Annotated in this window: 22 protein-coding genes and 1 other RNA gene; 11 read left to right on the top strand and 12 right to left on the bottom strand. The window is 61.2% G+C overall.

What is annotated here, in order from left to right:
• Positions 1–26 precede the first annotated feature (26 nt).
• The 5 genes from QF043_RS30215 to QF043_RS30195 are packed head-to-tail and all read right to left on the bottom strand — an operon-like array spanning position 27 to position 4,816.
• Positions 27–1,244 (bottom strand): 2-octaprenyl-3-methyl-6-methoxy-1,4-benzoquinol hydroxylase, encoded by a 1,218-nt coding sequence (locus tag QF043_RS30215; protein WP_307421560.1) that lies wholly within the window; start codon positions 1,242–1,244, stop codon positions 27–29.
• Positions 1,245–1,253: 9 nt separating this feature from the next.
• Positions 1,254–1,739 carry a DUF4442 domain-containing protein gene (locus tag QF043_RS30210; protein WP_017135271.1) on the bottom strand — a complete coding sequence of 162 codons (486 nt, stop codon included), beginning with the start codon at positions 1,737–1,739 and terminating at the stop codon, positions 1,254–1,256.
• A complete protein-coding gene (gene ubiH, locus QF043_RS30205) occupies positions 1,732–2,919 on the bottom strand; it encodes a 2-octaprenyl-6-methoxyphenyl hydroxylase (protein ID WP_307421231.1) in 1,188 nt (395 codons plus the stop codon). The genes QF043_RS30210 and ubiH overlap by 8 nt, the downstream gene beginning before the upstream one ends.
• Complete coding sequence (gene pepP / locus QF043_RS30200; protein WP_307421230.1) at positions 2,916–4,238, bottom strand: Xaa-Pro aminopeptidase; 1,323 nt, start codon at positions 4,236–4,238, stop codon at positions 2,916–2,918. The genes ubiH and pepP overlap by 4 nt, the downstream gene beginning before the upstream one ends.
• Positions 4,239–4,258: 20 nt before the next feature.
• Positions 4,259–4,816, bottom strand: coding sequence for a YecA family protein (locus tag QF043_RS30195; RefSeq protein WP_017135268.1), 558 nt, complete (start codon positions 4,814–4,816; stop codon positions 4,259–4,261).
• A 138-nt stretch (positions 4,817–4,954) separates the two neighbouring features.
• On the opposite strand from QF043_RS30195, the gene QF043_RS30190 reads away from it, so the two are divergent.
• The 4 genes from QF043_RS30190 to QF043_RS30175 all read left to right on the top strand — a co-directional run bounded on the left by QF043_RS30190 (position 4,955) and on the right by QF043_RS30175 (position 6,375).
• Positions 4,955–5,164, top strand: coding sequence for a TIGR02449 family protein (locus tag QF043_RS30190; protein ID WP_003177365.1), 210 nt, complete (start codon positions 4,955–4,957; stop codon positions 5,162–5,164).
• Entirely contained in the window at positions 5,161–5,478 is a 318-nt protein-coding gene (locus tag QF043_RS30185) for a cell division protein ZapA (protein WP_003213956.1), read from the top strand. The genes QF043_RS30190 and QF043_RS30185 overlap by 4 nt, the downstream gene beginning before the upstream one ends.
• A gap of 30 nt (positions 5,479–5,508) precedes the next feature.
• A non-coding RNA gene (gene ssrS, locus QF043_RS30180) (6S RNA) lies at positions 5,509–5,687 on the top strand.
• 58 nt (positions 5,688–5,745) lie between these two features.
• Positions 5,746–6,375, top strand: coding sequence for a 5-formyltetrahydrofolate cyclo-ligase (locus QF043_RS30175; protein WP_307421558.1), 630 nt, complete (start codon positions 5,746–5,748; stop codon positions 6,373–6,375).
• Between the two features lie 9 nt (positions 6,376–6,384).
• Here QF043_RS30175 and QF043_RS30170 read toward each other — a convergent pair whose 3' ends face one another.
• The gene (locus tag QF043_RS30170; protein WP_010207387.1) at positions 6,385–6,534 is read right to left on the bottom strand and encodes a hypothetical protein; all 150 of its coding nucleotides are present in this window, start codon (positions 6,532–6,534) and stop codon (positions 6,385–6,387) included.
• 194 nt (positions 6,535–6,728) lie between these two features.
• Here QF043_RS30170 and QF043_RS30165 point away from each other — a divergent pair, with 194 nt between their 5' ends.
• The 4 genes from QF043_RS30165 (at position 6,729) to QF043_RS30150 (ending at position 12,116) form a co-directional block, all read left to right on the top strand.
• Positions 6,729–7,178, top strand: a complete 450-nt coding sequence (locus QF043_RS30165) for an EVE domain-containing protein (protein ID WP_056860757.1) — start codon at positions 6,729–6,731, stop codon at positions 7,176–7,178.
• Between the two features lie 140 nt (positions 7,179–7,318).
• Positions 7,319–8,284, top strand: a complete 966-nt coding sequence (locus QF043_RS30160; RefSeq protein WP_307421229.1) for an HlyD family secretion protein — start codon at positions 7,319–7,321, stop codon at positions 8,282–8,284.
• Complete coding sequence (gene rbbA, locus QF043_RS30155) at positions 8,281–10,998, top strand: ribosome-associated ATPase/putative transporter RbbA (protein WP_307421228.1); 2,718 nt, start codon at positions 8,281–8,283, stop codon at positions 10,996–10,998. Before QF043_RS30160 ends, rbbA begins: the two co-directional genes overlap by 4 nt.
• Positions 10,998–12,116, top strand: coding sequence for an ABC transporter permease (locus QF043_RS30150; protein ID WP_236372370.1), 1,119 nt, complete (start codon positions 10,998–11,000; stop codon positions 12,114–12,116). Before rbbA ends, QF043_RS30150 begins: the two co-directional genes overlap by 1 nt.
• Before the next feature lie 116 nt (positions 12,117–12,232).
• Here the strand turns inward: QF043_RS30150 and QF043_RS30145 are convergent, their stop codons facing one another.
• Positions 12,233–12,640 (bottom strand): flagellar basal body-associated protein FliL, encoded by a 408-nt coding sequence (locus QF043_RS30145; RefSeq protein WP_056860760.1) that lies wholly within the window; start codon positions 12,638–12,640, stop codon positions 12,233–12,235.
• 150 nt (positions 12,641–12,790) lie between these two features.
• Here QF043_RS30145 and QF043_RS30140 point away from each other — a divergent pair, with 150 nt between their 5' ends.
• Together QF043_RS30140 and glpT are read left to right on the top strand one after the other, a co-directional pair.
• A complete protein-coding gene (locus QF043_RS30140; RefSeq protein ID WP_307421227.1) occupies positions 12,791–13,768 on the top strand; it encodes an NADPH:quinone oxidoreductase family protein in 978 nt (325 codons plus the stop codon).
• Positions 13,769–14,048: 280 nt separating this feature from the next.
• The gene (gene glpT, locus QF043_RS30135; RefSeq protein WP_053258586.1) at positions 14,049–15,386 is read left to right on the top strand and encodes a glycerol-3-phosphate transporter; all 1,338 of its coding nucleotides are present in this window, start codon (positions 14,049–14,051) and stop codon (positions 15,384–15,386) included.
• On the opposite strand, the gene QF043_RS30130 is transcribed toward glpT, so the two are convergent.
• Complete coding sequence (locus QF043_RS30130) at positions 15,383–16,036, bottom strand: gamma-glutamylcyclotransferase (RefSeq protein ID WP_056860762.1); 654 nt, start codon at positions 16,034–16,036, stop codon at positions 15,383–15,385. The genes glpT and QF043_RS30130 overlap by 4 nt on opposite strands.
• Before the next feature lie 26 nt (positions 16,037–16,062).
• Positions 16,063–18,444, bottom strand: a complete 2,382-nt coding sequence (locus tag QF043_RS30125; RefSeq protein ID WP_307421226.1) for a TonB-dependent siderophore receptor — start codon at positions 18,442–18,444, stop codon at positions 16,063–16,065.
• Positions 18,445–18,745: 301 nt separating this feature from the next.
• On the opposite strand from QF043_RS30125, the gene QF043_RS30120 reads away from it, so the two are divergent.
• A complete protein-coding gene (locus tag QF043_RS30120; RefSeq protein WP_307421225.1) occupies positions 18,746–19,222 on the top strand; it encodes a sn-glycerol-3-phosphate transporter in 477 nt (158 codons plus the stop codon).
• Positions 19,223–19,364: 142 nt separating this feature from the next.
• On the opposite strand, the gene QF043_RS30115 is transcribed toward QF043_RS30120, so the two are convergent.
• The 3 genes from QF043_RS30115 to QF043_RS30105 are packed head-to-tail and all read right to left on the bottom strand — an operon-like array spanning position 19,365 to position 23,862.
• Positions 19,365–20,333 carry a CDP-6-deoxy-delta-3,4-glucoseen reductase gene (locus QF043_RS30115; RefSeq protein ID WP_068931321.1) on the bottom strand — a complete coding sequence of 323 codons (969 nt, stop codon included), beginning with the start codon at positions 20,331–20,333 and terminating at the stop codon, positions 19,365–19,367.
• A complete protein-coding gene (gene ubiD, locus QF043_RS30110; protein WP_069787108.1) occupies positions 20,333–21,799 on the bottom strand; it encodes a 4-hydroxy-3-polyprenylbenzoate decarboxylase in 1,467 nt (488 codons plus the stop codon). Before ubiD ends, QF043_RS30115 begins: the two co-directional genes overlap by 1 nt.
• A gap of 59 nt (positions 21,800–21,858) precedes the next feature.
• The gene (locus tag QF043_RS30105) at positions 21,859–23,862 is read right to left on the bottom strand and encodes an acyltransferase family protein (protein ID WP_307421224.1); all 2,004 of its coding nucleotides are present in this window, start codon (positions 23,860–23,862) and stop codon (positions 21,859–21,861) included.
• Between the last annotated feature and the right edge of the window lie 14 nt (positions 23,863–23,876).

Raw genomic sequence — 23,876 nt, 5'->3', positions numbered from 1 at the left:
GCTCCCACAGGGGGGCACATTTCAATTCAGGGTTTGGCCAGTTCCGGGAGGTCGCCGGTCAGGCCGAGGGCCTGACGGACGAAGACGGCCTTGGCTTCGGGCATCTGGTCGACCATTTTCAACCCGGCGTTGCGCAGCCAGCGCAGCGGCAGCTGGTCGGCCTGGAACAGGCGCTCAAAGCCTTCCATGGCCGCCATCAGCGCCAGGTTATGCGGCATGCGCCGACGTTCGTAGCGGCTCAGTACCTTCACATCAGCCAGGCGCTCACCGCGTTCGGTGGCTGCCAGCAGCACCTCGGCCAGCACCGCCGCATCGAGGAAACCCAGGTTCACGCCCTGCCCCGCCAGCGGGTGGATCACGTGGGCCGCGTCGCCTATCAACGCCAGGCCTTCGGCCACATAACGTTTGGCGTGTCGTTGGCGCAATGGCACGCACACACGTGGATCGGCGCTGATCACCGTGCCGAGCTGCCCTTCAAAGGCGCGCTCCAGCTCACGGCAGAAGTTTTCGTCGTCCAGCGCCATCAGGCGCTCGGATTCGGCCGGGGTGGTCGACCAGACGATCGAGCACCAGTCTTCCTGCCCATCGCGCACCAGTGGCAAAAACGCCAGCGGGCCAGTGTCGGTAAACCGCTGCCATGCCGTGCGTTGATGGGGCTGGCTGCTGCGCACGCTGGTGACGATGGCGTTATGCAGGTAATCCCATTCGCGGGTCGCAGTGCCGGTCAGGCGGCGTACGGCGGAGTTGGCGCCATCGGCGGCGACCACCAGCGGCGCACGCAGTTTACGGCCGTCAGCCAGGGTCAACAGCCAGTCATCGCCGGAGCGGCGCATCTGTTCCAGGCGGGCGTTGGCCAGCAGGCCCAGGTCGCAGTCATGCAGGCGGTCGAGCAAAGCGTCCTGAACCACGCGGTTCTCGACGATATGCCCGAGCACTTCGGCGTGCACACTGGCCGCCGAGAAGTGGATCTGCCCGGTGCCGCTGCCGTCCCACACTTGCATCTCGCCATAGGGGCTGGCGCGCCGCGACACAATGCCCTCCCACACGCCGAGGCGCTCAAGGATGCGCTGGCTCGCGGCCGACAAGGCGCTCACCCGTGGCTCGAAGGCAGCCTCACGGTCAAATGGCTTGACGCTCAGCGGGCTGCCGTCGAGCAGCAGCACCTGCAGGCCACTGCCCTGCAACGCCAGCGCCAGGGCGCTTCCGACCATTCCGGCCCCGACAATCAGCACATCTGCGCGCATGTCCATGCTTTAAGCCTGCTTTGCTGGCGGCTTGCGCCGCACGTAAAGGGTTTTATCGACCCGCGCCACCAGGGTGCCGGAGCCGTCATGAATCTCGACCTTGAGGTGGGGCAGGTACTTCTCGCCACCTTCGGTTTGCCGGCGAATCTCGTCCAGCAAGGCGTCGTCGATGGAAAATTCGGCGTACACCGGGCCTTTGCCCGGCGACACGAAGTCAATGCTCGCGGCCTTGTCCCACACGATGTAATCGCGGCCCAGGTTTTCCATCAACAGCAACATGTAGAACGGGTCGACCATCGAATACAGGCTGCCGCCAAATTGCGTGCCTACATAGTTGCGGTTGTACCAGCCCAGGCCCATGCGCACTTTGACATGACGAAAGTCAGCGCTCATGTGCTGCACGCTTATCCCCGCCCCGAGATAGGGCGGATAAAGGGTCATGACCCAACGCAACAGCCGCGCTTTACCCAAACGTTGGATCAACCACTTACGCATCGGGGCGCGTACCCAGGCCCATGGCCTGACGAGCAAACCAGCGTTTGGCTGGCGGTAAAAGGTCCAGGCCGAGCAGGCCCAGGTTGCGGCCCAAAGCCACTAACGGCTGGGCACTGCCAAACAGGCGCGTGACTTGATCGGAGAAACCCACCGTGAGTTTCTGGTCCAGATGCTGGCTTTCGCGGTAGCGCTGCAAGGTCGCCAAGTCACCCGGCACCGCCGGCCCGGCCAGCAAGGCTTCGGCCAAGGCATTGGCATCGCGCAGGGACAGGTTGAACCCCTGCCCGGCAATCGGGTGCAGGCTGTGGGCGGCATTGCCGAGGATCGCCAGGTGCGAGCGCACTTGTTCTTCGGCTTCCACCAGCGTCAGCGGGTACAGGTGCCGCGCGCCGACTTGCTTGAGGGTGCCCAGGCGGTAGCCGAACACGCCCTGCAGTTCGCTCAAGAAACTGCGCTCATCGAGGCTGGCCAAACGCTGGGCGTCCATGCCGATGCGTGTCCACACCAGCGCGCAGCGGTTGTCCGGCAACGGCAACAGGGCCATCGGGCCTTCATCGGTAAAACGCTCGAAGGCCTCACCGTTGTGAGCTTCGCTTGGGGTGATGTTGGCGATCAGCGCGCTCTGGTTGTACGGGCGGGTTTTCACGCCAATACCTAACTGCTCGCGCAAACCGGAGCGGCCGCCATCGGCCAATACTGCCAGGTCGCATTCCAGCACGGTTTCATCGTTGAGGGTCAGGCGATAGCCGTCGGGCAGCGGCTCCATACGCGCGACTTCCGCCGGGCAGCGCCAGCTCACCACCTCTTTATCCAGGCCTTGCCACAGGCACTGGCCGAGCCAGGCGTTTTCCACCACATAGCCGAGGGCCGGCACGCCTTCTTCCATGGCGGACAAGCGCGCAGTGGAGAACCGCCCCCGGTCCGACACATGAATCTGCTTGATCGGCTCGGCGCGGCGCGAGATGTCCTGCCACACACCCAGGCGCTGATAGATCTGCCGCGCTCCATAGGAGAGCGCCGAAGAACGCGCATCGTAGCTCGGCTGGTAAGTGTCACCCGGCGCGAACGGTTCGATCAGCACGATCTTCCAACCCCGCGCCTTGGCACCGGCCTGCAACGCTAACGCCAGGCTGGCGCCCACCAGGCCGCCGCCGATAATCGCCAGGTTGACCCGGCTCATCGGGCAGCCGCCATCAGCGCTTCGATCTCGGCGACGGTTTTGGGGACGCCGCCGGTCAGAATCTCACAGCCTTGCTTGGTCACTATCACGTCGTCCTCGATGCGTACGCCAATGCCACGCCATTTCTTTGCCACATGCTGGTTGTCCGGCGAAATATAAATCCCCGGCTCCACGGTCAACGCCATGCCGACTTCCAGCACACGCCATTCACCGCCCACTTTGTATTCGCCCACATCGTGCACATCCATGCCCAACCAGTGGCCGGCGCGGTGCATATAAAAGGCACGGTAGGCTTCGCTGGCGATCAGCTCGTCGACGTCGCCCTGCAACAAGCCCAACTTCACCAGCCCCGCGGTGATGACCTGCACGGTCGCCTCGTGGGCCTGGTTCCAATGTTTGTTCGGCGCAATCTGGGCGAAGGCGGCTTCCTGGGAGGCCAGCACAATCTCGTAGATCGCCTTTTGCTCGGGCGAAAATTTGCCGCTGACCGGCCACGTGCGCGTGATATCGCTGGCGTAGCAGTCGATCTCACAACCGGCGTCGATCAGCACCAGGTCGCCGTCCTTGAGCAGCGCGTCATTCTGCTGGTAGTGCAGGATGCAGCTGTTGCGCCCGGCGGCGACGATGGAGCCGTAGGCCGGCATCTTCGCGCCGCCCTTGCGGAACTCGTAATCCAGCTCGGCTTCGAGGCTGAATTCATACAGCCCGGCGCGGCTGGCCTGCATCGCCTTGACGTGGGCCGCGCAGGAAATCCGCGCGGCCTCGCGCATCACCTTCACTTCTGCCGCCGATTTATACAGGCGCATGTCGTGAAGCAGATGATCCAGGGCAACAAATTCGTTCGGTGGCTGGGCGCCCAAGTGCGCTTTGGAACGGATCACGTTGATCCACTCCATCACGTGCCGGTCGAATTCGGCGTTGCTGCCCATGGCCGAATATACCCGGTCGCGGCCTTCGATCAGGCCGGGCAGGATGTCGTCGATATCGGTGATGGGGAACGCGTCGTCAGCGCCAAAGTCGCGAATGGCGCCTTCGGTGCCGGCGCGCAGGCCGTCCCACAATTCGCGTTCGGCGTTGCGCTCGCGGCAGAACAGCACGTACTCGCCATGCTGGCGACCGGGCATCAGCACGATCACCGCTTCAGGTTCAGGGAAACCGCTCAGGTACTGGAAGTCACTGTCCTGGCGGTAGACGTGTTCGACATCACGGTTGCGGATGGCCACGGCGGCGGCCGGCAGGATCGCGATGCTGTTGGGTTCCATCTGCGCCATGAGCGCCTTGCGGCGACGGGTGTATTCCGCTTTCGGGATATGAATCATGGGCAGATGGGTTTCCTTGCTTAGTGCAGCGACGGCTTGGGTGCGGCTGGCTCAGCGGATTTTTTGGTCTCGGTGAACAGCAGCAGCGGCGCGACGCGCAGGTATTCCATCACTTCCATATAGTCGCCTTCGCCGTCCTCGGACTCTTCCAGGGCATCTTGCACCTGGGAGATGGCAGCCAGGTCTTGCAACACTTCTTTGGCGTCGGTGCTCAGCTCCAGGCCACCGGCATTTACGCCAAAGCCGTGCAGGAAGCCCTGGCACCATTGGCCCAGTGCGGCGGCGCGTTCGGTGAGCGGCGCGTCGTCGGTCGGCAGCAGCAGGACCACGGTGACGTCATCACCGGTCAGTTCGCCCTTGACCATCTCTTGCAGGCCGATCAGTGCGTTACGCACGTTCTCGGTAGGTTCGGTTTCCAGCAGCTCGGCCACATCGGCCAGCCAGTTGTCGGCATCGAAGCCAACACCCGTGCAGCTGCGGCCCAACAGCACGCCGTGCAGTTCGGCAGGCGAGCAAGGATGACCGCTGGAGCTCAGCAGTTTGGAAAAAGCGTCGTACGGGGAGTTCTGAATAGGCATGGTGAGCTAGGCGCCAGACGGCGCAATGTCTAGAATGAAGCGCTGTATCCTAGCACCGGCAGACGTACCAAGACTATCGAGGGCGTCAGATCGTTTATCCTGAAGTTGCCATTCATCAGACAAATCCAGTGGAACCCAATGGAAGACACCGACCTGCAAGCGCTGATGGCCAGACTCGAACTGCTAATTGATCGGGTCGAGCAACTTAAGAGTCAAAACGGACTCCTATTAGCTCAGGAAAAGACCTGGCGCGAGGAACGCGCTCACCTCATTGAAAAAAACGAAATCGCCCGGCGTAAGGTCGAATCGATGATTTCGCGCCTGAAGGCCCTGGAGCAAGACTCATGAGTTCAAGCAATAGCGTTACCGTGCAGATCCTCGACAAAGAATATTCGATCATCTGCCCCCAGGAGGAACGCAGCAATCTGGTGAGTGCTGCCCGCTACCTGGACGGCAAGATGCGTGAAATCCGCAGCAGCGGCAAAGTCATCGGCGCCGACCGTATCGCCGTGATGGCCGCGCTGAACATTACCCACGATCTTCTGCATAAGCAGGAACGGCCTGACGTGCAGGCCAGCGGCTCGACGCGTGAGCAGGTGCGTGACCTGCTCGAACGCGTGGATCTGGTACTTTCTACCGATCCAGAGCCACCCAAGGGCTGAATGACGCGTCTGTTTAAGGTATACTCGCCTCACTCCCTGGCGTGTTTGCCAGTCGGCGATGTCCCTGAGCCGATTCGCACTACCCTGGAAGTTGCACGTTGGGCTGGTGTGCATGTCCGCTAGACGGAAAGCCTTAAAGCCTACTGCATCTTCCACCTTGAACTTTCGGGTTCAAGGGCTAAGTCGACAGCGGCTCTGTCGGGGAGCCTGAATTCCCAAACTCAATGCCAGTCTCAGGACTGGCATTGTTTTATGAGCCGAACAACCATGACCGAACCTGCGCCGCCTTCCCGTCCGCAACTTCGACGCATGTTGCGCAAAGCCCGCCGCGCGCTTACGCCGAGCGAGCAGCGCAAGGCCGCCCACGGCCTGTATCGGCAACTGGCACAGCACCCGCTGTTTCGCCGGGCCAAACATATCTCTTTATATCTACCCACGGACGGTGAAATCGATCCGCGCCTGCTGCTGCGCGCTGCCCAGCGCCGGGGCAAGGCCACTTATCTGCCGGTACTCAGTGCCTGGCCGCGCACCAAGATGGTGTTTCAGCGCGTGCGGCCTGGGGATAAGTTATTGCCCAACCGCTTTCGCATCCTTGAGCCGCACGTCAATGCCAACCGCCAGCGCAACGTCTGGGCGCTGGACTTGGTGCTGTTGCCGCTGGTGGGTTTCGATGATGTGGGCGGACGACTGGGCATGGGCGGTGGGTTTTATGACCGCAGCCTGGCCTACCTGGCTCGGCGCAAAAACTGGCGCAAGCCCACGTTGCTGGGCCTGGCCCATGAATGCCAGAAGGTCGAACGTTTGGCGCAGGCGAGCTGGGATGTGCCATTGGCTGGCACGGTCACGGATAAGAAATGGTATGTCGCAGAAGCGTCGCTGGAACCAGCGACGCCTTAAAAAGAAGTGTTAACGCTTGAACGGTTGTGGCTGCTGCTGAGCCAGTTCAACGGGTGCATCGGTCTTGTTCGACCACAAGCTCTGGGCATACCCGGTGGTCACGACGCCCAGACCAAACAAAATAACCAAAATCCATAGTAAATCCGGTTTACGTTGCATCGATTGCCCCCCTTCAGGCACCTCGTACACGATGACAACAACGTTCCAAAGTAGTCCGTTGCAGCTGCGCCAAGCTTAAAAGCGGGCATTCTGCGGTAACGTGACCCAACACGCAAACCTTGACGCCAACCGACTGTCGGTTTGTCATGGAATTGCCTGACAACTTACCCAATGCCTTTTTCAGGAGCCCAAAAATGGCCTACTGGCTGATGAAATCCGAGCCCGATGAACTCTCCATCAAAGGCCTGGAAAAGCTCGGTGAAACGCGCTGGGACGGCGTGCGCAACTATCAGGCACGCAACTTTCTGCGAGCCATGGCCGTTGGTGATGAGTTTTTCTTTTACCACTCCAGTTGCCCTGAGCCGGGCATTGCCGGTATCGGCAAAATTGTCGAGGCAGCCTATCCGGACCCGACCGCGCTGGAGCCCGAAAGCCACTACTTCGATGCTAAAGCCACGCCGGAGAAAAACCCGTGGACAGCACTCAACGTGGCCCACGTCGAGACATTTCCAAAGGTGCTGGGCCTTGGCTACCTGAAACAACAAACCGCGCTCGCCGAATTGCCGCTGGTGCAAAAAGGCAGTCGATTGTCGGTGATGCCGGTAACGGCCGAACAATGGGCAGCGGTACTCGCCCTGCGCTGAAAAGGCAGAACCCTGCGGTCACACCTGTGATGCAAGCATCTTCACGCCAAGAGGGTTAGGCTTGCGCTTCATTTGACCGGTATCAAGAGCCTTCGGGCGCTATCGGTCAAACTAGGATGCTAATGCCGCAGGATGCCGTCATGTCTACGAATCACACGATGTCGCGCCTTTTCGCCGTTGCGCTGATCACCTTGTTGCTGGGTGCCGGCGGGTTCGGTTATTGGCGATCGACTCAGGACCGCCTGCCCGAAGGCTTGAGCATGGGCAATGGCCGCCTGGAATCCACCGAAGTACAGATCGCCGCCAAGATCCCAGGGCGCCTGGCCGAAGTGCGCGTGGATGAAGGCGACAAGGTGCTCAAAGGCCAACTGCTCGCACGCATGGACACCCGCACCCTCGAAGCCCAGCGCGCCCAGGCCGAAGCCGAAGTGCTGCGCGCCAAGGAGAACTTCGCAGCCGCCGAGGCCAACGTGCAGTTGCGTCAAAGCGAGCAATTGCTGGCCAACCAGGAACTCAGACGCACCCAGGAGCTGTACAAGCGCGGTTTTGCCAGCAGCCAGTTGATCGACCAGCAGCAAGCACGCCAGAACACCGGCAACGCCGCGGTGATCGCAGCGCAGGCTCAGGTCAACGCGGTGAAAGCGGCCATCGGCGCAGCCCAGGCCCAGGTGGCCCAGCTCACCAGCGAAATCGACGACAGCAGCCTGCGCGCGCCCATCGACGGCATCATTCAATTGCGCCTGGCTGAACCGGGTGAAGTGCTCGGCGCAGGCGGCAGGGTTTTACTGCTGATTGACCCGAATGATCAGTACATGAACCTGTACCTGCCCGCCTCCGTCACCGGCCGCCTGACCGTCGGCAGCGACGCACGCATCCTGCTCGACGCCCTGCCCCAGCAACCGTTGCCGGCGAAAATCAGCTTTGTCGCGGCCAAATCGCAATTCACCCCCAAAGAGGTGGAGACCCGCGACGAACGCCAGAAACTGGTGTTCCGCGTCAAGCTGCGCCTGACCCAACCCAGCGCCGTGCCGCAAGCCAAACCGGGCATGCCCGGCGCGGGTTATGTGCGCACGGCTGATATCGACTGGCCGGCCAACCTGCAATGACCGGCCTGGCGCTGCACGCCACCGGCATTCACCACCGTTACGGCAAGCAACAAGCACTGGTCGACATCGCCTTCAGCCTGCCGGCTGGCACTCGCTGCGGGTTGATCGGCCCGGACGGCGCGGGCAAGTCGAGTTTGCTGGGGCTGATCGCCGGGGTTAAGAAACTGCAGGCAGGCCAGCTTGAGGTGCTCGGCGGCGCCATCGAAGATCGCCGCCACCGCAATAGCCTGTACCCGCGCATCGCGTTTATGCCCCAAGGCCTGGGCGGCAACTTGTACCCAGAGTTGTCCATCAGCGAAAACATCCGTTTCTTTGCCACGCTGTTCGGCCTGTCCAAAGCCGATTGCGAGCAGCGCATGCACAACCTGCTACTGGCCACCGACCTCGCGCGCTTCGCAGAACGCCCGGCGGGCAAGTTGTCCGGCGGTATGAAACAAAAGCTCGGCCTGTGCTGCGCGCTGATCCACGACCCGGATTTGTTGATTCTCGACGAGCCCACCACCGGCGTCGACCCGCTGTCGCGCCGGCGTTTCTGGGAGCTGGTCGACACCGTGCGCAGCGAGCGCCCGCAACTGACGCTGCTGGTGGCCACTGCCTACATGGAGGAGGCCGAGCAGTTCGAACATTGCCTGATGCTCGATCGCGGCAAGCTGATCGCCGACGGCCTGAGCCGCGAACTGGCAGCCGTTACACCCAGCGGCAAACTCGATGAAGCCTTTACTCATTTCCAGGGTGACAGCGCCCATAACAACCAGCCGTTGGTGATCCCGCCGCGCGAAAGTGGCAACACGGATATCGCCATCGAAGCCCACGACCTGACGCTGCGCTTTGGGGATTTCACGGCGGTGAACAAGGTCAGCTTTGCGATTGGCCGCGGTGAGATCTTCGGCTTTCTCGGTTCCAACGGCTGCGGCAAAACCACCACCATGAAAGTCCTCACCGGGCTGATGCCGGCCACCGAAGGCAGTGCCACGCTGCTGGGCAACCCGGTGAATGCCAAGGACCTGGCGACGCGCAAGCGCGTGGGCTTTATGTCGCAAAGCTTTTCGCTGTATGGCGAACTCAGCGTGCGCCAGAATCTGGTGCTGCATGCGCAACTGTTCGACTTGCCCAAGGCCGACAGCGGCCCGCGTATCGACGAGCTGATCCAGCGCTTCGACCTCGGTGAAGTGGCCGAGCAACCCTCCGGCGAGTTACCCCTGGGCCTGCGCCAGCGGCTGTCACTGGCGGTGGCGGTGCTGCATCGCCCGGAAGTGCTGATCCTCGATGAACCGACCTCGGGCGTAGACCCGGCGGCGCGGGATGATTTCTGGCGGCTATTGGTTGAGTTGTCCCGCGAGCAAGGCGTGACGATCTTTCTGTCCACCCACTTTATGAACGAAGCCCAGCGCTGCGACCGCATCTCGCTGATGCACGCGGGCAAAGTGCTGGCTTGCGACACACCCGACGCACTGCAACAGCAATTCCACGGCGACACATTGGAGGCCGCGTTCGTCACCTGCCTGGAGCAGGCCCAAGGCGAACCCGAACCTGGCGCGCCGAACAAAACCGTCAGCGATAGCAGCACGCCGCCCACCCGCAAACGCGGTTTCAGCATCGCGCGCCTGTTGGCCGTCGCCAGCCGCGAAGGCAAGGAGCTGCTGCGCGACAAAGTGCGCATGGCCTTCGCCCTGCTCGGGGCGATGTTCATGATGGTGATCTTCGGCTACGGCATTTCCCTGGACGTGGAAAACCTCGCGTTCGCTGTCTACGACCAGGACCAGACCCCGCAAAGCCGTGCCTACCTGGAAGCCTTTCGCAGCTCGCGCTACTTCGCCGAACAAGCACCGATCCGCGATGCCAATGAACTGCACCGGCGCCTGCAACGTTCGGAAATCAAACTGGCGCTGGAAATTCCGCCCGGCTTTGGCCGCGACCTGTACGCCGGCCGCCAACCCACCGTGGCTGCGTGGATCGATGGCGGCATGCCGTTTCGCGCCGAAACCAGCCGTAACTACGTCGAAGCGGTGCACCAGGGCAATCTGCAACAACTGGCCGAACTGAGCAGCCTGCCCCGTAGCACCCAAGCTGCCGCCAAGCTGGAAACGCGCTTTCGCTACAACCAGGATGTGGTCAGTGTGAACGCCATCGGCCCCGGCGTGATGGCGCTGATCCTGGCGTTTATCCCGGCAATGCTCACCGCGCTGGGCATCGTGCGTGAAAAGGAGCTGGGGTCGATCACCAACTTCTACGCCACGCCGCTGACGCGCCTGGAGTTTCTGCTGGGCAAACAGGCGCCGTACCTGGCGGTGAGCCTGGTCAACCTGGCGCTGCTGGTGGCGATGAACTGCTGGCTGTTCGGCGTGCCCTTCAAGGGCAGCGGCGTGGCGCTGGCGGTCGGCGGCTTGTTGTATGTACTCGCCACCACGAGCATGGGCCTGCTGATTTCCGCGTTCACTCGCACCCAGATCGCGGCGATCCTCGGCACCATGATCATCACCAGCCTGCCGACCATCCAGTTCTCCGGGTTGATCGTGCCGCGCTCGTCGCTGGAAGGCGCGGCCGCGCTGATGGGTATGTTGTTCCCCGCCGGGCACTTTCTGGATATCGCCGTGGGCACCTTCACCAAGGCCCTGGACCTGCGCCAGTTGTGGCCGCAATGCCTGGCGCTGTTCGGGTTTTTCGTCGGGTTCACCGGGCTGAGCCTTATCATGCTCAAGAAGCAGGAGGCCTGATGCACAAGCTCGCTCATATCCTGCGCCTGGGCCTCAAGGAACTCACCAGCCTGCGTCACGACAGCGTGTTGCTGCTGTTTCTGGCCTACGCCTTCACGGTCGCGATCTATATGCCCGCCGCCGGTTCGGTGATTGGCGTGCACAACGCCAGCGTGGCCTTTATCGATGAAGACCACAGCGCGCTGTCGCGGCAGATGGCCGAGGCGCTGCAGCCGCCAGAGTTTCAGCCGCCTGCCCCACTGGCCTACGACCAATTGGACACGGTCATGGACAGCGGCGAGTACACCTTCGTGATCAATGTACCGGCCAACTTCCAGGCCGACCTGTTGGCCGGTCGCCAGCCAGGCGTGCAGGTGAACGTCGATGCCACAGCGATGAGCCAGGCATTTATGGGCGCAGGCTATATCGGCCGGATTTTCCAACGTGAGTTGCAACGCTACGGCGGGCAACCCGACGCGGCGGGCAAGGTGCCTGCGCAGCTGACCACACGGGCGCTGTTCAACACCAACCTGGAAGGCGGTTGGTTTTTGGCGGTGATCCAGATCGTCAACAACATCACCATCCTGGCCATTGTGCTCACCGGCACGGCGCTGCTGCGCGAGCGTGAACACGGCACGCTCGACCATTTGCTGGTGCTGCCGCTGACCGCGCTGGAAATCATGCTGGCAAAAATCTGGAGCAACATGCTGGTGGTGGTGCTGTGCACGTGGCTGTCGCTGGAGCTGGTAGTCAAAGGCTTGCTCGGCGTGCCGCTGGCCGGGTCCCTGAGCCTGTTTTTACTGGTGACGGCGCTGTACCTGTTTGCGAGCACGGCACTGGGGATCTTCCTCGCCACCCTTGCGCGTTCGACGCCGCAGTTCGGGTTGCTGGCAATTCCGGTGATTATTCCGATGCTGCTTCTGTCTGGCGGCAGCACGCCATTGGACAGCATGCCCGAGTGGTTGCAATGGGTGATGCAGGGCTCACCGTCGACGCACTTTGTGAGTTTGAGTGCGGCGATTCTGTTTCGTGATGCGGGCGTGGGTGTGGTGTGGCCGGATTTGCTGGCGTTGGTGGGAATTGGGTTGGTGTTTTTTGCGGTGGCGTTGGCCAGGTTCAGGAAGAGCCTGGCTTCTTGAGGGGCCTGTAAGGGCCTCTTCGCGAGCAAGCCCGCTCCCACATTTTGACCGCGTTTAATCAGAGGAACACGGTCGAATGTGTGGGGCTTGCTCGCGAAAGGCGCGAAGCGCCCGCTTTACTGGATAATCAAGTTGTTGAAGAGCAGGTCTTCTACCACCGGCTTGCCAGTTTCATCGTTCATGACTTGCTGGGTTTGCTTCAGGGCTTCCTGGCGCAGCTTTTCTTTGCCTTCAACCGTGCTCATGGCTTCGTTGGTCTGCTGGGTAAACAGTGCCACCAGTTGGTTACGAATCAGCGGGTCGTTGGCTTTGACGGCGGCTGCCGCTTCAGGCCCGGTCACGCGCAGGGCGATGTCGGCCTTGTAGACCCGCAGTTTTGCCGTGCCATCCAGGCCGTAGTTGCCCACAAAGGGTGGGGTCAGGCTGATGTAGCTGACCTTCGGTGCCTCGCCTTCTTTCGCTTCTTCGGCCTGGGCTGCCATCGGCAAGGTCAGGGCGAGCATCAACAGGATCCACGCTTTCACAGTTCATTCCTCGAATTCGGTTGCCGGGTAGCATAACGCTAGCAAGGCTGAGTACAAGCTTATGGCGACTTATCAGGGCCGGGCATGCTCGTTGACCCACGGGCGTACCCTCCTACACTTATCGGCCACGACGCCAAAAGGAATAGTCCGATGAAAGCTGTGCTGTGCAAAGCCTTCGGCCCCGCCGAAACCCTGGTGCTGGAAGAGATCGCCAGCCCCGCGATCAAGAAGAACGAAATCCTGCTGGACGTGCACGCGGCCGGGGTAAATTTCCCGGACACCTTGATCATCGAAGGCAAGTACCAGTTCAAACCGCCCTTCCCGTTTTCACCGGGTGGCGAGGCGGCGGGGGTGGTCAGCGAAGTGGGTGAAAAAGTCAGCCACCTCAAAGTCGGCGACCGGGTCATGGCCCTGACCGGCTGGGGCAGCTTTGCCGAACAGGTCGCGGTGCCGGGCTACAACGTGCTGCCGATCCCGCCGAGCATGGATTTCGACACCGCCGCCGCCTTCAGCATGACCTACGGCACCTCGATGCATGCGCTGAAACAACGCGCCAACCTGCAACCCGGCGAAACCCTGCTGGTGCTCGGCGCCTCCGGCGGTGTGGGCCTGGCCGCCGTGGAAATCGGCAAAGCCATGGGCGCCCGGGTGATTGCCGCCGCCAGCAGCGCCGACAAACTCGCCGTCGCCAAGGCGGCAGGCGCGGACGAGCTGATCAACTACAGCGAAGCCAGCCTCAAGGATGAAATCAAGCGCCTGACCGACGGCAATGGTGTCGACGTGATCTACGACCCCGTCGGCGGCGACCTGTTTGACCAGGCCGTACGCGGCATTGCATGGAACGGCCGCCTACTGGTGGTGGGTTTCGCCAGCGGGCGCATTCCCGAGCTGCCGGTGAACCTGGCGCTGCTCAAGGGCGCGTCTGTGGTCGGAGTGTTCTGGGGTTCGTTCGCCCAGCGCCAGCCGCAGGACAATGCGGCGAACTTCCAGCAGTTGTTCACCTGGTATGGCGAGGGCAAGTTGAAGCCGTTGGTGTCGCAGGTGTATCCGCTTGAGCAGGCTGCGCAGGCGATCAATGACCTGGGGCAACGCAGGGCTGTGGGCAAGATTGTCGTCCAGACCCGCTGAATGCGGTTCATGTGGGAGCTGGCTTGCCTGCGATGGCGGTGGGTCAGCTCACACATCTGGAATTGATAGATCGCTATCGCAGGCAAGCCAGCTCCCACAGGTGATCTCTTGGGTCTTAAGACCCGATACCGACCCACACTTATCTATTCGCGACATGTTCGTAAGAGAACATGCAATCGCTCCAGTTTCCTGTGTTTGCAGATAAGAGGCGATGCTATTTTCGGTAACGAAACTGTAACATTCGCATCCGCAGTCAAAACAAGAAATTTGGAGCTCTTGAATGTTTGCTTTCTTTCGTCCTGCCGCACACCAGGCGCCCCTGCCTGAAGAAAAAATAGACAGTACCTATCGACGGCTGCGCTGGCAGATCTTCGCCGGTATTTTCTTTGGCTACGCGGGCTACTACCTGCTGCGTAAAAACTTCTCGCTGGCCATGCCCTACCTGATCGACGAGGGTTACACCCGTGGCGAGCTGGGTCTGGCCATGTCGGCCATCGCGATTGCCTACGGCTTGTCCAAGTTCTTGATGGGCCTGGTCTCCGACCGCTCCAACCCGCGCTACTTCCTGCCCTTTGGCCTGTTGATATCAGCCGGGGTGATGTTCATTTTCGGTTTCGCACCTTGGGCGACGTCCAGCGTGACCATGATGTTCATTTTGCTGTTCATCAACGGCTGGGCCCAGGGCATGGGCTGGCCGCCGAGTGGGCGCACCATGGTGCACTGGTGGTCGCAGAAAGAACGCGGCGGCGTGGTGTCGGTGTGGAACGTGGCGCATAACGTCGGCGGCGGCCTGATCGGCCCGCTGTTCCTGCTGGGCATGGCCTGGTTCAACGACTGGCATGCGGCGTTCTATGTGCCGGCGACCGTGGCATTGGCCGTGGCGGCATTTGCCTTCATCACCATGCGCGACACCCCGCAATCAGTCGGCCTGCCGCCCATCGAGCAGTACAAGAACGACTACCCGGAAGGCTACAACGCCAGCCACGAAGACGAGTTCAGCGCCAAGGAAATCTTCGTCAAGTACGTGCTGCGCAACAAAATGCTGTGGTACATCGCCTTCGCCAACGTCTTCGTCTACCTGCTGCGTTATGGCGTGCTGGACTGGGCACCGACTTACCTCAAGGAAGCCAAGCACTTCGACGTGGATAAAACCTCGTGGGCGTACTTCTTCTACGAGTGGGCGGGCATTCCCGGCACGCTGCTGTGCGGCTGGATGTCGGACAAGATCTTCCGTGGCAACCGTGGCCTGACCGGCATCGTGTTCATGGCGTTGGTCACCGTGGCGACCCTGGTTTACTGGCTCAACCCGCCCGGCAACCCGATGGTCGACATGATTGCGCTGTTCTCCATCGGCTTCCTGATCTACGGCCCGGTGATGCTGATCGGCCTGCAGGCGCTGGAACTGGCGCCGAAAAAAGCCGCGGGCACGGCCGCAGGCTTCACTGGCTTGTTTGGTTACCTGGGTGGTTCGGTGGCAGCGAGTGCGGCCATGGGCTACACCGTGGACCATTTCGGCTGGGACGGTGGTTTTGTGTTGCTGGTGGGCGCGTGCCTGTTGGCGATTGCATTCCTGATCCCAACGCTGTGGCACACCAACAGCGTCAGCTCGGCGCGTTAATTTGCACCGCAGTCTTTGGCACAACGCTTGAGCCGCGCCTCCAGGTTTTTATCTGGCATGGCGTGGCTACGCAGGGCGTTTACGGTCTGCTCGACATAATCGCGAGTGGTGCCGTAACGCCCACAAGCGCTTTCCAACACGTGGTTAAGCACGATATCGGGCAGGTTGCCGGCATAGCTGGGCAAGTGCCGTTCCAACACAAACCCCAGCGCCTGCACCTGACTGCCATCTTCCAGGCGGCAGCTGAGCCAGTGCGGCCGGTATGACGGGTAAGGCATCTCGCGCTGCCACAAGGCATACAGCGAGGCCTCAAGCTGGTCTTCCGGCAAACGGTAGGCAAACCCGCTGCAAGAACCGCCACGATCCAGGCCAAACACCAACCCCGGCGACTCCGGCGTGCCTCGATGCTCATGTGACCACAGGTACAAACCCCGGTGATAACCGTGAACCCGTGCGCGCATGCGCTGGGTCGACGAGCATTCGGGACGCCAGATCAGCGAACCATAAGCGAATAGCCAGACCGGCCCCCCCTTATGCCTGGCCATGGTGGCCTGCATCGAACTCATTAATTGCTCGTGAGTCAGTTGCGGCCCCAGATCGAGCCGCGGAGGGTAAGCCAATTGCAACAGATCGGTTTCAATAACGGTCATGGCGGATCGCTTAGGTCTCCTGCGTGTTACCAGTTGTAAGCAACTTTACCGTAATAAAACGCGCCGCTGTAACCGTACGGCGAAAAAGTGCTGTAGGCGAGGTTGCCGCCGCTACTGGCGTAGGCATTGACCTTCTCCGGGTATTTATCGGTGATGTTGTCGCCGCCCAGGGTGAAGGTCCAGTTCTTGAGCTTGTAGTCTGCCGACAGGTCCAGCACCCAGGCGGCCTTGAAGGTCTGGTCATTGACCTTGTCGGCCTGGTAGCTGGTGAATTCACCATAGCGCACCAGGTTGCTGTGCAGCGCCCAATTACCGTAGATGAAGTCGTTGCCCAGGCTGAGCTTGTGCTGCGGCGTGGTATCGCCAAGCAAACCGATGCGCTCACGGCGGTCCACCCGCACCAGGTTGGCGCCCAGGCTGTCCAGAATCGCCGGGTTAGGCTTCACGTCGGTGACTTTGGTGTGGTTGTAGTTGTAGCCCACGGTGCTGTTCCAGCGGATGCCGTTATCGAACGGGTAGCGATAGTTGGCCACCAGGTCGACACCGTCGGTGCTGGTGTCGGTGGCGTTGGTGAAATAACGGGCGCTGGTGTAGTTGATATTGCCGACCCCATTAGCCTGCAGGTAGGCAATGGTCGCCGGGTTGAGATTAAGGTTGGACGACAGGCTGATGCGGTCGCGGATGTCGATGCGGTACACGTCGAGCGTCACGGTCAGGTCATCGGCAGGTTCCAGCACCAGGCCGAGGCTGTAGTTGCGTGATTTCTCGGCTTTGAGGTCTTCGGCGCCCAACAGGCGGGCAACCTGGCTGTTGGCCGGGAAGGTGCCGGCTTCCTGGATGGTGTTGCCGATCAGCTGCGACGAGGTGTAGGCAAAGTTCTGCTGGGCCAGGGACGGCGCACGGAAACCATTGGAGATGCTGCCTCGCAAGGCCACTTGCGGGGTGAAGTCATAACGCGCCGACAGGGAGCCGCTGACATTGGAGCCGAAGTCGCTGTAGTCCTCATGACGCACGGCGGCCGAGGCGCTGAGCTTTTCGGTGAAGTTGGTTTCCAGGTCCAGGTACTGAGCCCAGTTGTGCCGCGAGGTGCTGCCGGCGTCGGCATCCCGGAACCCACCCAGGCCCGAACTGCCGGTCTGGTAGTAGGACGCCGGCTCGCCCGCTTCAATTTGATAACCCTGGCGCAGGTATTCGCCGCCAAAGGCCACCGACACCGGGTACGGCAAAAAGCCCACGTCGAACTCACGGGACAGGTCCAGGCTGACCTGGCGCTGATCGTTGCTCAGGGTGCCGTTGTTAAATTTGCGTGGCGTGGCCAGGCCGAGTGAGGTGTTGATGGTTTCGGTGCCCAGTTCGTACTGGTTCTTGCCGTAGTTGGCCGACAGGTCGTAGTGCCAATCGTAGGCCAGCAAGCCGCGCAGGCCGACCACCAAGGACGTGTCTTCCAGGTTGCCCTTGATCAACGGCAGGTAGCCATTGGGGTTGAGCGCCGGGATGTTGTTGGACGCATTGCTCGCCCGATAGAACGCCGCCGTTTCACCACGGCGCTTGCTGTAGCCGCCGAAGGTGTAGAACTCGGCCGCATCGTTGAAGGAATATTCGGAGTTGAACTGGAATTTGCCTTCATTGGTGGCCGGCTCGCCCTGACGGAACACGCGCTGGCCATAGGTGGTGGAACCCACGCTGCCAGGGCGGAAGTCGTCGCCGGCGCGGTTGGTGTAGTCGTTGTCGGCGCCTTCGCCCGAAACGTTGATAAAGCCATTGTCACCCAAGGCAAACCCGGTGTTGCCGCTGACGTTGCGCTGGATGCCATCACCCTTCTTGTACTCGCCAAACTTGGTCGAGACAGAGCCGCCGTGGTCGTCGTGCTTGAGGATCACGTTGATCACCCCGGCAATCGCGTCCGAGCCATAGCGCGCCGACGCGCCATCGCGCAGCACTTCGATATGGTCGACCGCCGACAACGGGATCGCATTCAAATCCGCCGGTGCCGAACCGCGCCCCACCGCGCCGCCCAGGTTGACGAAGGCACTGGTGTGGCGGCGTTTGCCGTTGACCAGCACCAACACCTGATCCGGCGACAAGCCGCGCAACTGCGCTGGGCGTACCAGTTCGGCACCGTCCACCAGGCTGGGCCGCGGGAAGTTGATGGAAGGAATCAGACGTGCCAACACCGCGCCCAGCTCATCGGAGCCGGTGCTGCGCAATGTGTCACCGGAAATGACATCGATGGGCGACAACGAAGCACTGGCGGTGCGCTCTTGGGCGCGGGTGCCGGTGACGATCACGGTGTCGAGTTTGGGTGCTTCGGTGGCTGTTTCGTCAGCCCGCACCGGATTGAATCCCACAGCAGTCAGCAAATTGGCCGACAAAATAGCTGTGTACGCATGTTTCTTGTAACTCCCCATACCGCTCCCCTGCCATTCAAGCCTGGCAATCAAAAAATCAAAGCTTCAATGCTCTGAGTTCACACGATCGGTCCGGCTGGCGGGCGGTAGCGGTCAGTTACTGGTTATTGACGATAAGGCGGTAGTCCGTTGACTTATAGCCTAATGAGATTATTCCTACATTTAAAATATCTTAATTGCATAAGCATAGGCGGCCGTGTTTTCAGCGCTGGTTCAGGTCATGCCCTACACAAGCCGCCAAACTGCAGGTGTTTAGCGACCCACATTAGCCGCCTCTTCAAACGACTATCGAGGTCGACCCATGAAATACCTGTTTTCCGGTCTGCTGCTATTGCTGCAAACCACCACTGCTCTGGCTTCCGAGGCCGCCGCCAATGGCGACAAAGGTTTCTGGTACGCCCAGACCAGTGTCTACACCCGGCATTTTTCTCCGGACCCAAAGCACAATAACAATCAGGATTTGATCAACCTGGAACGTAACGAGGCGTCGGGGTTGGTGTATGGCGGGGCGACGTTTCGCAACTCGTTCAGCCAGCGCTCGTATTACGTCTACGCCGGCAAGCGCTACGATATTGGCGACTCGCCGTTCTATATGAAGGTGACCGCAGGCGCGCTACAGGGCTATCGCGGTAAGTACCGCGACAAAATCCCGCTCAACCGTTATGGCGTGGCACCGGCGATCATTCCGTCTGTGGGGGTTCACTTCGGCCCCGTGGCCAGCGAGTTGGTGTTGCTGGGGTTCAATGCGGCGATGCTGACGGCAGGCGTGCGTTTTTGAATATATACAAAACAATGTGGGAGCGGGCTTGCTCGCGAAGGCGGTGAGTCAGCCACGGATGTATAAACTGACACGACGCTTTCGCGAGCAAGCCCGCTCCCACAGTTTGGTCGGCGTACAACAGCTGTTTATTGGGTCGACTTCAAGGGCGCGGCGCGTAGGCAAACACATCGGCGCGCATCTGGTGCGCATCCATGCCGGCGTCGACCAATGCGTCCAGCGTGCCGTAGATCATCGCCGGCGAACCACTGGCGTAGACGTGCACCGCCTTGAGGTCGCTGATGTCTTCACACACGGCCTCATGCAGCAGCCCGCAGCGCCCTTCCCAACCGCACAGGTCGCTGACCACTTTGTGCAGGAACAGGTTGGGCAGTTGCTGCCATTGCTCCCAGTGTTCAATCTCGTAGAAGTCTTCCGGGCGGCGCACGCCCCAATACAGGTGCACCGGATGCTTGAAACCCGAGGCACGGCAATGCTCGATCAGGCTGTGCATCTGCGCCATGCCAGTGCCGGCGGCGATCAGCACCAGCGGCCCGTCCGGCAGCTCGGCCAAGTGAGTATCACCAAACGGCAGCTCAACACGCGCCATCTGGTTACGTTGCAACTGCTCGATCAAATTGCGCGCACTGTCCTCGCGCACCAGCACATGCAGTTCCAGCTCGCGCCCGGCATGGGGCGCCGAGGCCAGGGAAAACGCCGATTTATCGCCATTGTCGCGCTCGATCATCAGGTATTGCCCGGCGTGGTAACGCACCGCTTTACCCGCCGGAGCGCGCAGGCGCACGCGCCATACATCGCCACCCACTTCCACGCATTCACTTAATTGGCACGACAACTTGCGCAACGGCAACTCTCCCGGCGCCAGCACGCCATCCCACAACACAATGCAATCTTCCAACGGCTCGGCGATGCAGGTGTAGAACTCACCATGGTCGCGCACCTCACCGGCTTGCTGCACCCGGCCCTCCACCAGCAGCGCGGCACACACATGACACACGCCATTGCGACACGCCTGTGGGCATTCATAGCCCAGGCGGCGCGCGCCTTCAAGGATTCGCTCGCCAGGGACCAGCTCCAGTACGGCGCCGGAAGGTTGCAGGGTTACACGCATCAATCTATTCCCAATTCTTTCCAGATCGCATCAACACGTGCGGTCACAGCGTCATCCTTGACGATCACCCGACCCCACTCGCGGGTAGTCTCACCCGGCCATTTGTGGGTGGCATCCAGGCCCATCTTCGAGCCCAGGCCCGATACCGGCGAAGCAAAGTCGAGGTAGTCGATCGGCGTGTTGTCGATCATCACCGTGTCGCGCTTGGGGTCCATGCGCGTGGTGATGGCCCAGATCACGTCGTTCCAGTCCCGTGCGTTGATGTCGTCGTCGGTGACGATAACGAACTTGGTGTACATGAACTGTCGCAAAAACGACCACACACCGAGCATTACCCGCTTGGCATGGCCTGGGTACGACTTCTTCATGGTCACGATGGCCATGCGGTACGAGCAGCCCTCGGGCGGCAGGTAGAAGTCGGTGATTTCCGGGAACTGCTTTTGCAGGATCGGCACGAACACTTCGTTGAGCGCCACACCGAGAATAGCGGGCTCATCCGGTGGACGGCCGGTGTAGGTGCTGTGGTAGATCGGTTTGATCCGGTGGGTGATGCGCTCGACGGTGAACACCGGGAAGCTGTCGACTTCGTTGTAGTAGCCGGTGTGGTCGCCGTAAGGGCCTTCATCGGCCATTTCGCCCGGATGAATCACGCCTTCGAGGATGATTTCGGCGGTGGCCGGCACTTGCAGGTCGTTACCACGGCACTTCACCAGCTCGGTGCGGTTGCCGCGCAGCAGGCCGGCGAAGGCATATTCGGACAGGCTGTCGGGTACCGGCGTCACGGCGCCGAGGATGGTCGCCGGGTCGGCGCCCAGGGCCACGGACACAGGGAACGGCTTGCCAGGGTGTTTTTCGCACCACTCACGGAAGTCCAGCGCGCCGCCACGGTGGCTCAGCCAGCGCATGATCACCTTGTTGCGGCCGATCACTTGCTGACGGTAGATCCCCAGGTTCTGGCGATCCTTGTTCGGGCCTTTGGTGACGGTCAGGCCCCAGGTGATCAGCGGGCCGACGTCGCCCGGCCAGCAGGTCTGCACCGGCAACATGGCCAGGTCGACATCATCGCCTTCGATGACCACTTCCTGGCACACCGCGTCCTTGACCACTTTGGGCGCCATGGCAATGATCTTGCGAAAGATCGGCAGCTTCGACCAGGCGTCTTTCAAGCCCTTGGGTGGCTCGGGCTCCTTGAGGAAGGCCAGCAGCTTGCCGATCTCGCGCAGTTCGCTGACCGACTCGGCGCCCATGCCAAACGCAACGCGGTCGGGCGTGCCGAACAGGTTGCCGAGCACCGGGATATCAAAGCCGGTCGGGTTTTCGAACAGCAGCGCCGGGCCCTTGTTGCGCAAGGTACGGTCGCAAATCTCAGTCATTTCCAGCACCGGGGAAATCGGCACCTGGATACGTTTCAACTCTCCGCGCTGCTCAAGTTGCTGCACGAAATCCCGAAGATCCTTGAATTTCATTAACCATGCCACCCGTAAAATAGGCGTACATCCTACCTGCTCTTAAGAGCGCTGGCAGCTTATTGCACGTCATTGCGACTCACACCCGACTCAACGGCCTCATTACGCATGGCATGGAAGAAGGGCTCAAGGAACCCTTCCACATAACGCGTGCCCACGGCTGAGAGGTGATTGTCATCGGTATACAGCGACTGGCCATCGCGCTCGACCCGACACCAGCCGTTCGTCTCGCACAGCTTGGGCGCCGGGTCCATGAGCTGGACACCGGGGTCCGCCGCGGCGATGCGCTCAAACACGCTGCTGATGAAGGCTTGGCGCTCGACGTGCTCGGCCAGGGGCAAGCCTTCGCGGTCGGTCGGGCGCCCCAGCATCGCCAGGCGGCTGAGCCGGTAAGGCACGTTGAACGCCTGCAACGGCACCTCCTTGACCAGCCACACCCTGTGCCCGCTGGCACGCAGTTGCTGCACCAGCGCACTCACACCCTCGGCAAACAGTCGTTCAGCGACGGCGCGGTCGTACTTGCCCGTCTGTGGGTCATGAAGGGAAGCGCCGGTGTCGCCGGAGCGCTGGCCATAAACGTAAAGGCTCCAGCGGGCTACCAGCACCACATCACTGAACGGTTCCTTGCTCAACAACTGGGTGACACGCTCGTTGAACGCTCGGCAGCCTGGGGTGTTTTCTTTGCGGTCGAACGGCAGGCACCCGGCGTAACCGGCCTGAGTGATGCCGAAGTCGTACTTGCGTGAGCCATCATTCAACGCAGGAATGAGTGCCGAGGCATGGCTGTCGCCCCAGACCAATGCGCGGGCAGCACTGGCCTGCGGGCCAAAATGGCAAAGTTTGCGGTGTGGGTCTTTCTTGTCATCCGACAGGCAGCTCATGAGCGTAGGGCTCCAGGTGTGCGCCTGGGCAAATTGCAACGCCTGGGGCGACAGCCGCGATGCAAACCCATCCGACCACACCAGGCCTTTGCCGATCAGGCCCAGGCCGGCCAGCCCGACAAGGCCCGCGATCAGGATCGCCCGACGACCCGCCAGCAGGCGCCGCTCACGAAACGGCCCCTCGACGAACCGCCAGGACAGGTAACCCAACACCAGGCTCAAGACGAACAGACCCGCCAGCGCCCAGGACGACAGGCCAAAAATACTCGCGTACTTGCCAAACACCAGCACCGGCCAGTGCCACAGGTACCACGAATAGGAAATCAGCCCAATGCCGACCAGCACGCGACTGCCCAGCAAGCGCCCGACCCAGGTGGCGTGTTGGCCGTTGGCCCAAATCAACCCCACCACACCTAATACCGGCAACAAGGCCGCAGCGCCAGGAAACGCAGTGCTGGCGTCGTAACCCAATACCGCCACCAGAATCAGGCCCAGGCTGAACAGACTGACCGCTTGCGCCAACAGCGGACTTACCCGCCCTGCCCGCGCCGGCATCACCGCCAACATGGACCCGGCCAGCAATTCCCAGGCACGCATGGGCAGCAGGAAGAACGCTTTGTCCGGCTCATGGGCCACGGCCCACACGCTCGCCGCAAACGACACCAGCAGCAACACAAACAAGGCGCTGCGCCACTGCTTCAGCCGGCTCGACAACAGCGCCAGCAAGAGTGGAAAGGCGATGTAGAACTGCTCTTCAACCGAGAGCGACCAGGTGTGCAACATCGGCTTCATATCGGAGGCCGTGTCGAAGTAGCCATCCTGACGCATGAAGAACAGATTGGAGATGAAAATAACCTGATTGTGTATCGAGCGCCCAAGCTCTGAGTAATCTTTGGGCGCCATCAGGAACCAGCCGGCCACCAACGAGGTGAACATCATCACAAGCAACGCAGGCAGGATACGCCGTGCCCGTCGCGCCCAAAAATCGACAAAGCTGAAACGCTCTGCTTCACGCTCGCGCCAGATGATCGAGGTGATCAGGAAGCCTGAAATCACGAAGAACACATCAACGCCGACAAAACCGCCAGCAATACCAGGAACACCAAAATGGAACAGCACGACAGCGAGGACAGCAATGGCGCGCAGGCCATCAATGTCTCTTCGGTAAGCAAGAGCGGTCATAAATCGTAGATCAG

This window comes from Pseudomonas sp. W3I7 (assembly GCF_030816095.1).
In the GTDB taxonomy this organism is placed as follows: domain Bacteria; phylum Pseudomonadota; class Gammaproteobacteria; order Pseudomonadales; family Pseudomonadaceae; genus Aquipseudomonas; species Aquipseudomonas salomonii.
This window is presented reverse-complemented; position numbering and strand designations above follow the sequence as displayed.

Coding starts and splice junctions, on each gene's coding strand:
- QF043_RS30120 (WP_307421225.1), top strand. CDS start 18,746: ATGAAATACCTGTTTTCCGGTCTGCTGCTATTGCTGCAAACCACCACT.
- QF043_RS30115 (WP_068931321.1), bottom strand. CDS start 20,333: ATGCGTGTAACCCTGCAACCTTCCGGCGCCGTACTGGAGCTGGTCCCT.
- QF043_RS30210 (WP_017135271.1), bottom strand. CDS start 1,739: ATGCGTAAGTGGTTGATCCAACGTTTGGGTAAAGCGCGGCTGTTGCGT.
- QF043_RS30140 (WP_307421227.1), top strand. CDS start 12,791: ATGAAAGCTGTGCTGTGCAAAGCCTTCGGCCCCGCCGAAACCCTGGTG.
- QF043_RS30195 (WP_017135268.1), bottom strand. CDS start 4,816: ATGCCTATTCAGAACTCCCCGTACGACGCTTTTTCCAAACTGCTGAGC.
- QF043_RS30150 (WP_236372370.1), top strand. CDS start 10,998: ATGCACAAGCTCGCTCATATCCTGCGCCTGGGCCTCAAGGAACTCACC.
- rbbA (WP_307421228.1), top strand. CDS start 8,281: ATGACCGGCCTGGCGCTGCACGCCACCGGCATTCACCACCGTTACGGC.
- QF043_RS30215 (WP_307421560.1), bottom strand. CDS start 1,244: ATGCGCGCAGATGTGCTGATTGTCGGGGCCGGAATGGTCGGAAGCGCC.
- glpT (WP_053258586.1), top strand. CDS start 14,049: ATGTTTGCTTTCTTTCGTCCTGCCGCACACCAGGCGCCCCTGCCTGAA.
- QF043_RS30190 (WP_003177365.1), top strand. CDS start 4,955: ATGGAAGACACCGACCTGCAAGCGCTGATGGCCAGACTCGAACTGCTA.
- QF043_RS30185 (WP_003213956.1), top strand. CDS start 5,161: ATGAGTTCAAGCAATAGCGTTACCGTGCAGATCCTCGACAAAGAATAT.
- QF043_RS30130 (WP_056860762.1), bottom strand. CDS start 16,036: ATGACCGTTATTGAAACCGATCTGTTGCAATTGGCTTACCCTCCGCGG.
- QF043_RS30160 (WP_307421229.1), top strand. CDS start 7,319: ATGTCTACGAATCACACGATGTCGCGCCTTTTCGCCGTTGCGCTGATC.
- QF043_RS30165 (WP_056860757.1), top strand. CDS start 6,729: ATGGCCTACTGGCTGATGAAATCCGAGCCCGATGAACTCTCCATCAAA.
- ubiH (WP_307421231.1), bottom strand. CDS start 2,919: ATGAGCCGGGTCAACCTGGCGATTATCGGCGGCGGCCTGGTGGGCGCC.
- QF043_RS30105 (WP_307421224.1), bottom strand. CDS start 23,862: ATGACCGCTCTTGCTTACCGAAGAGACATTGATGGCCTGCGCGCCATT.
- QF043_RS30175 (WP_307421558.1), top strand. CDS start 5,746: ATGACCGAACCTGCGCCGCCTTCCCGTCCGCAACTTCGACGCATGTTG.
- pepP (WP_307421230.1), bottom strand. CDS start 4,238: ATGATTCATATCCCGAAAGCGGAATACACCCGTCGCCGCAAGGCGCTC.
- ubiD (WP_069787108.1), bottom strand. CDS start 21,799: ATGAAATTCAAGGATCTTCGGGATTTCGTGCAGCAACTTGAGCAGCGC.
- QF043_RS30125 (WP_307421226.1), bottom strand. CDS start 18,444: ATGGGGAGTTACAAGAAACATGCGTACACAGCTATTTTGTCGGCCAAT.
- QF043_RS30170 (WP_010207387.1), bottom strand. CDS start 6,534: ATGCAACGTAAACCGGATTTACTATGGATTTTGGTTATTTTGTTTGGT.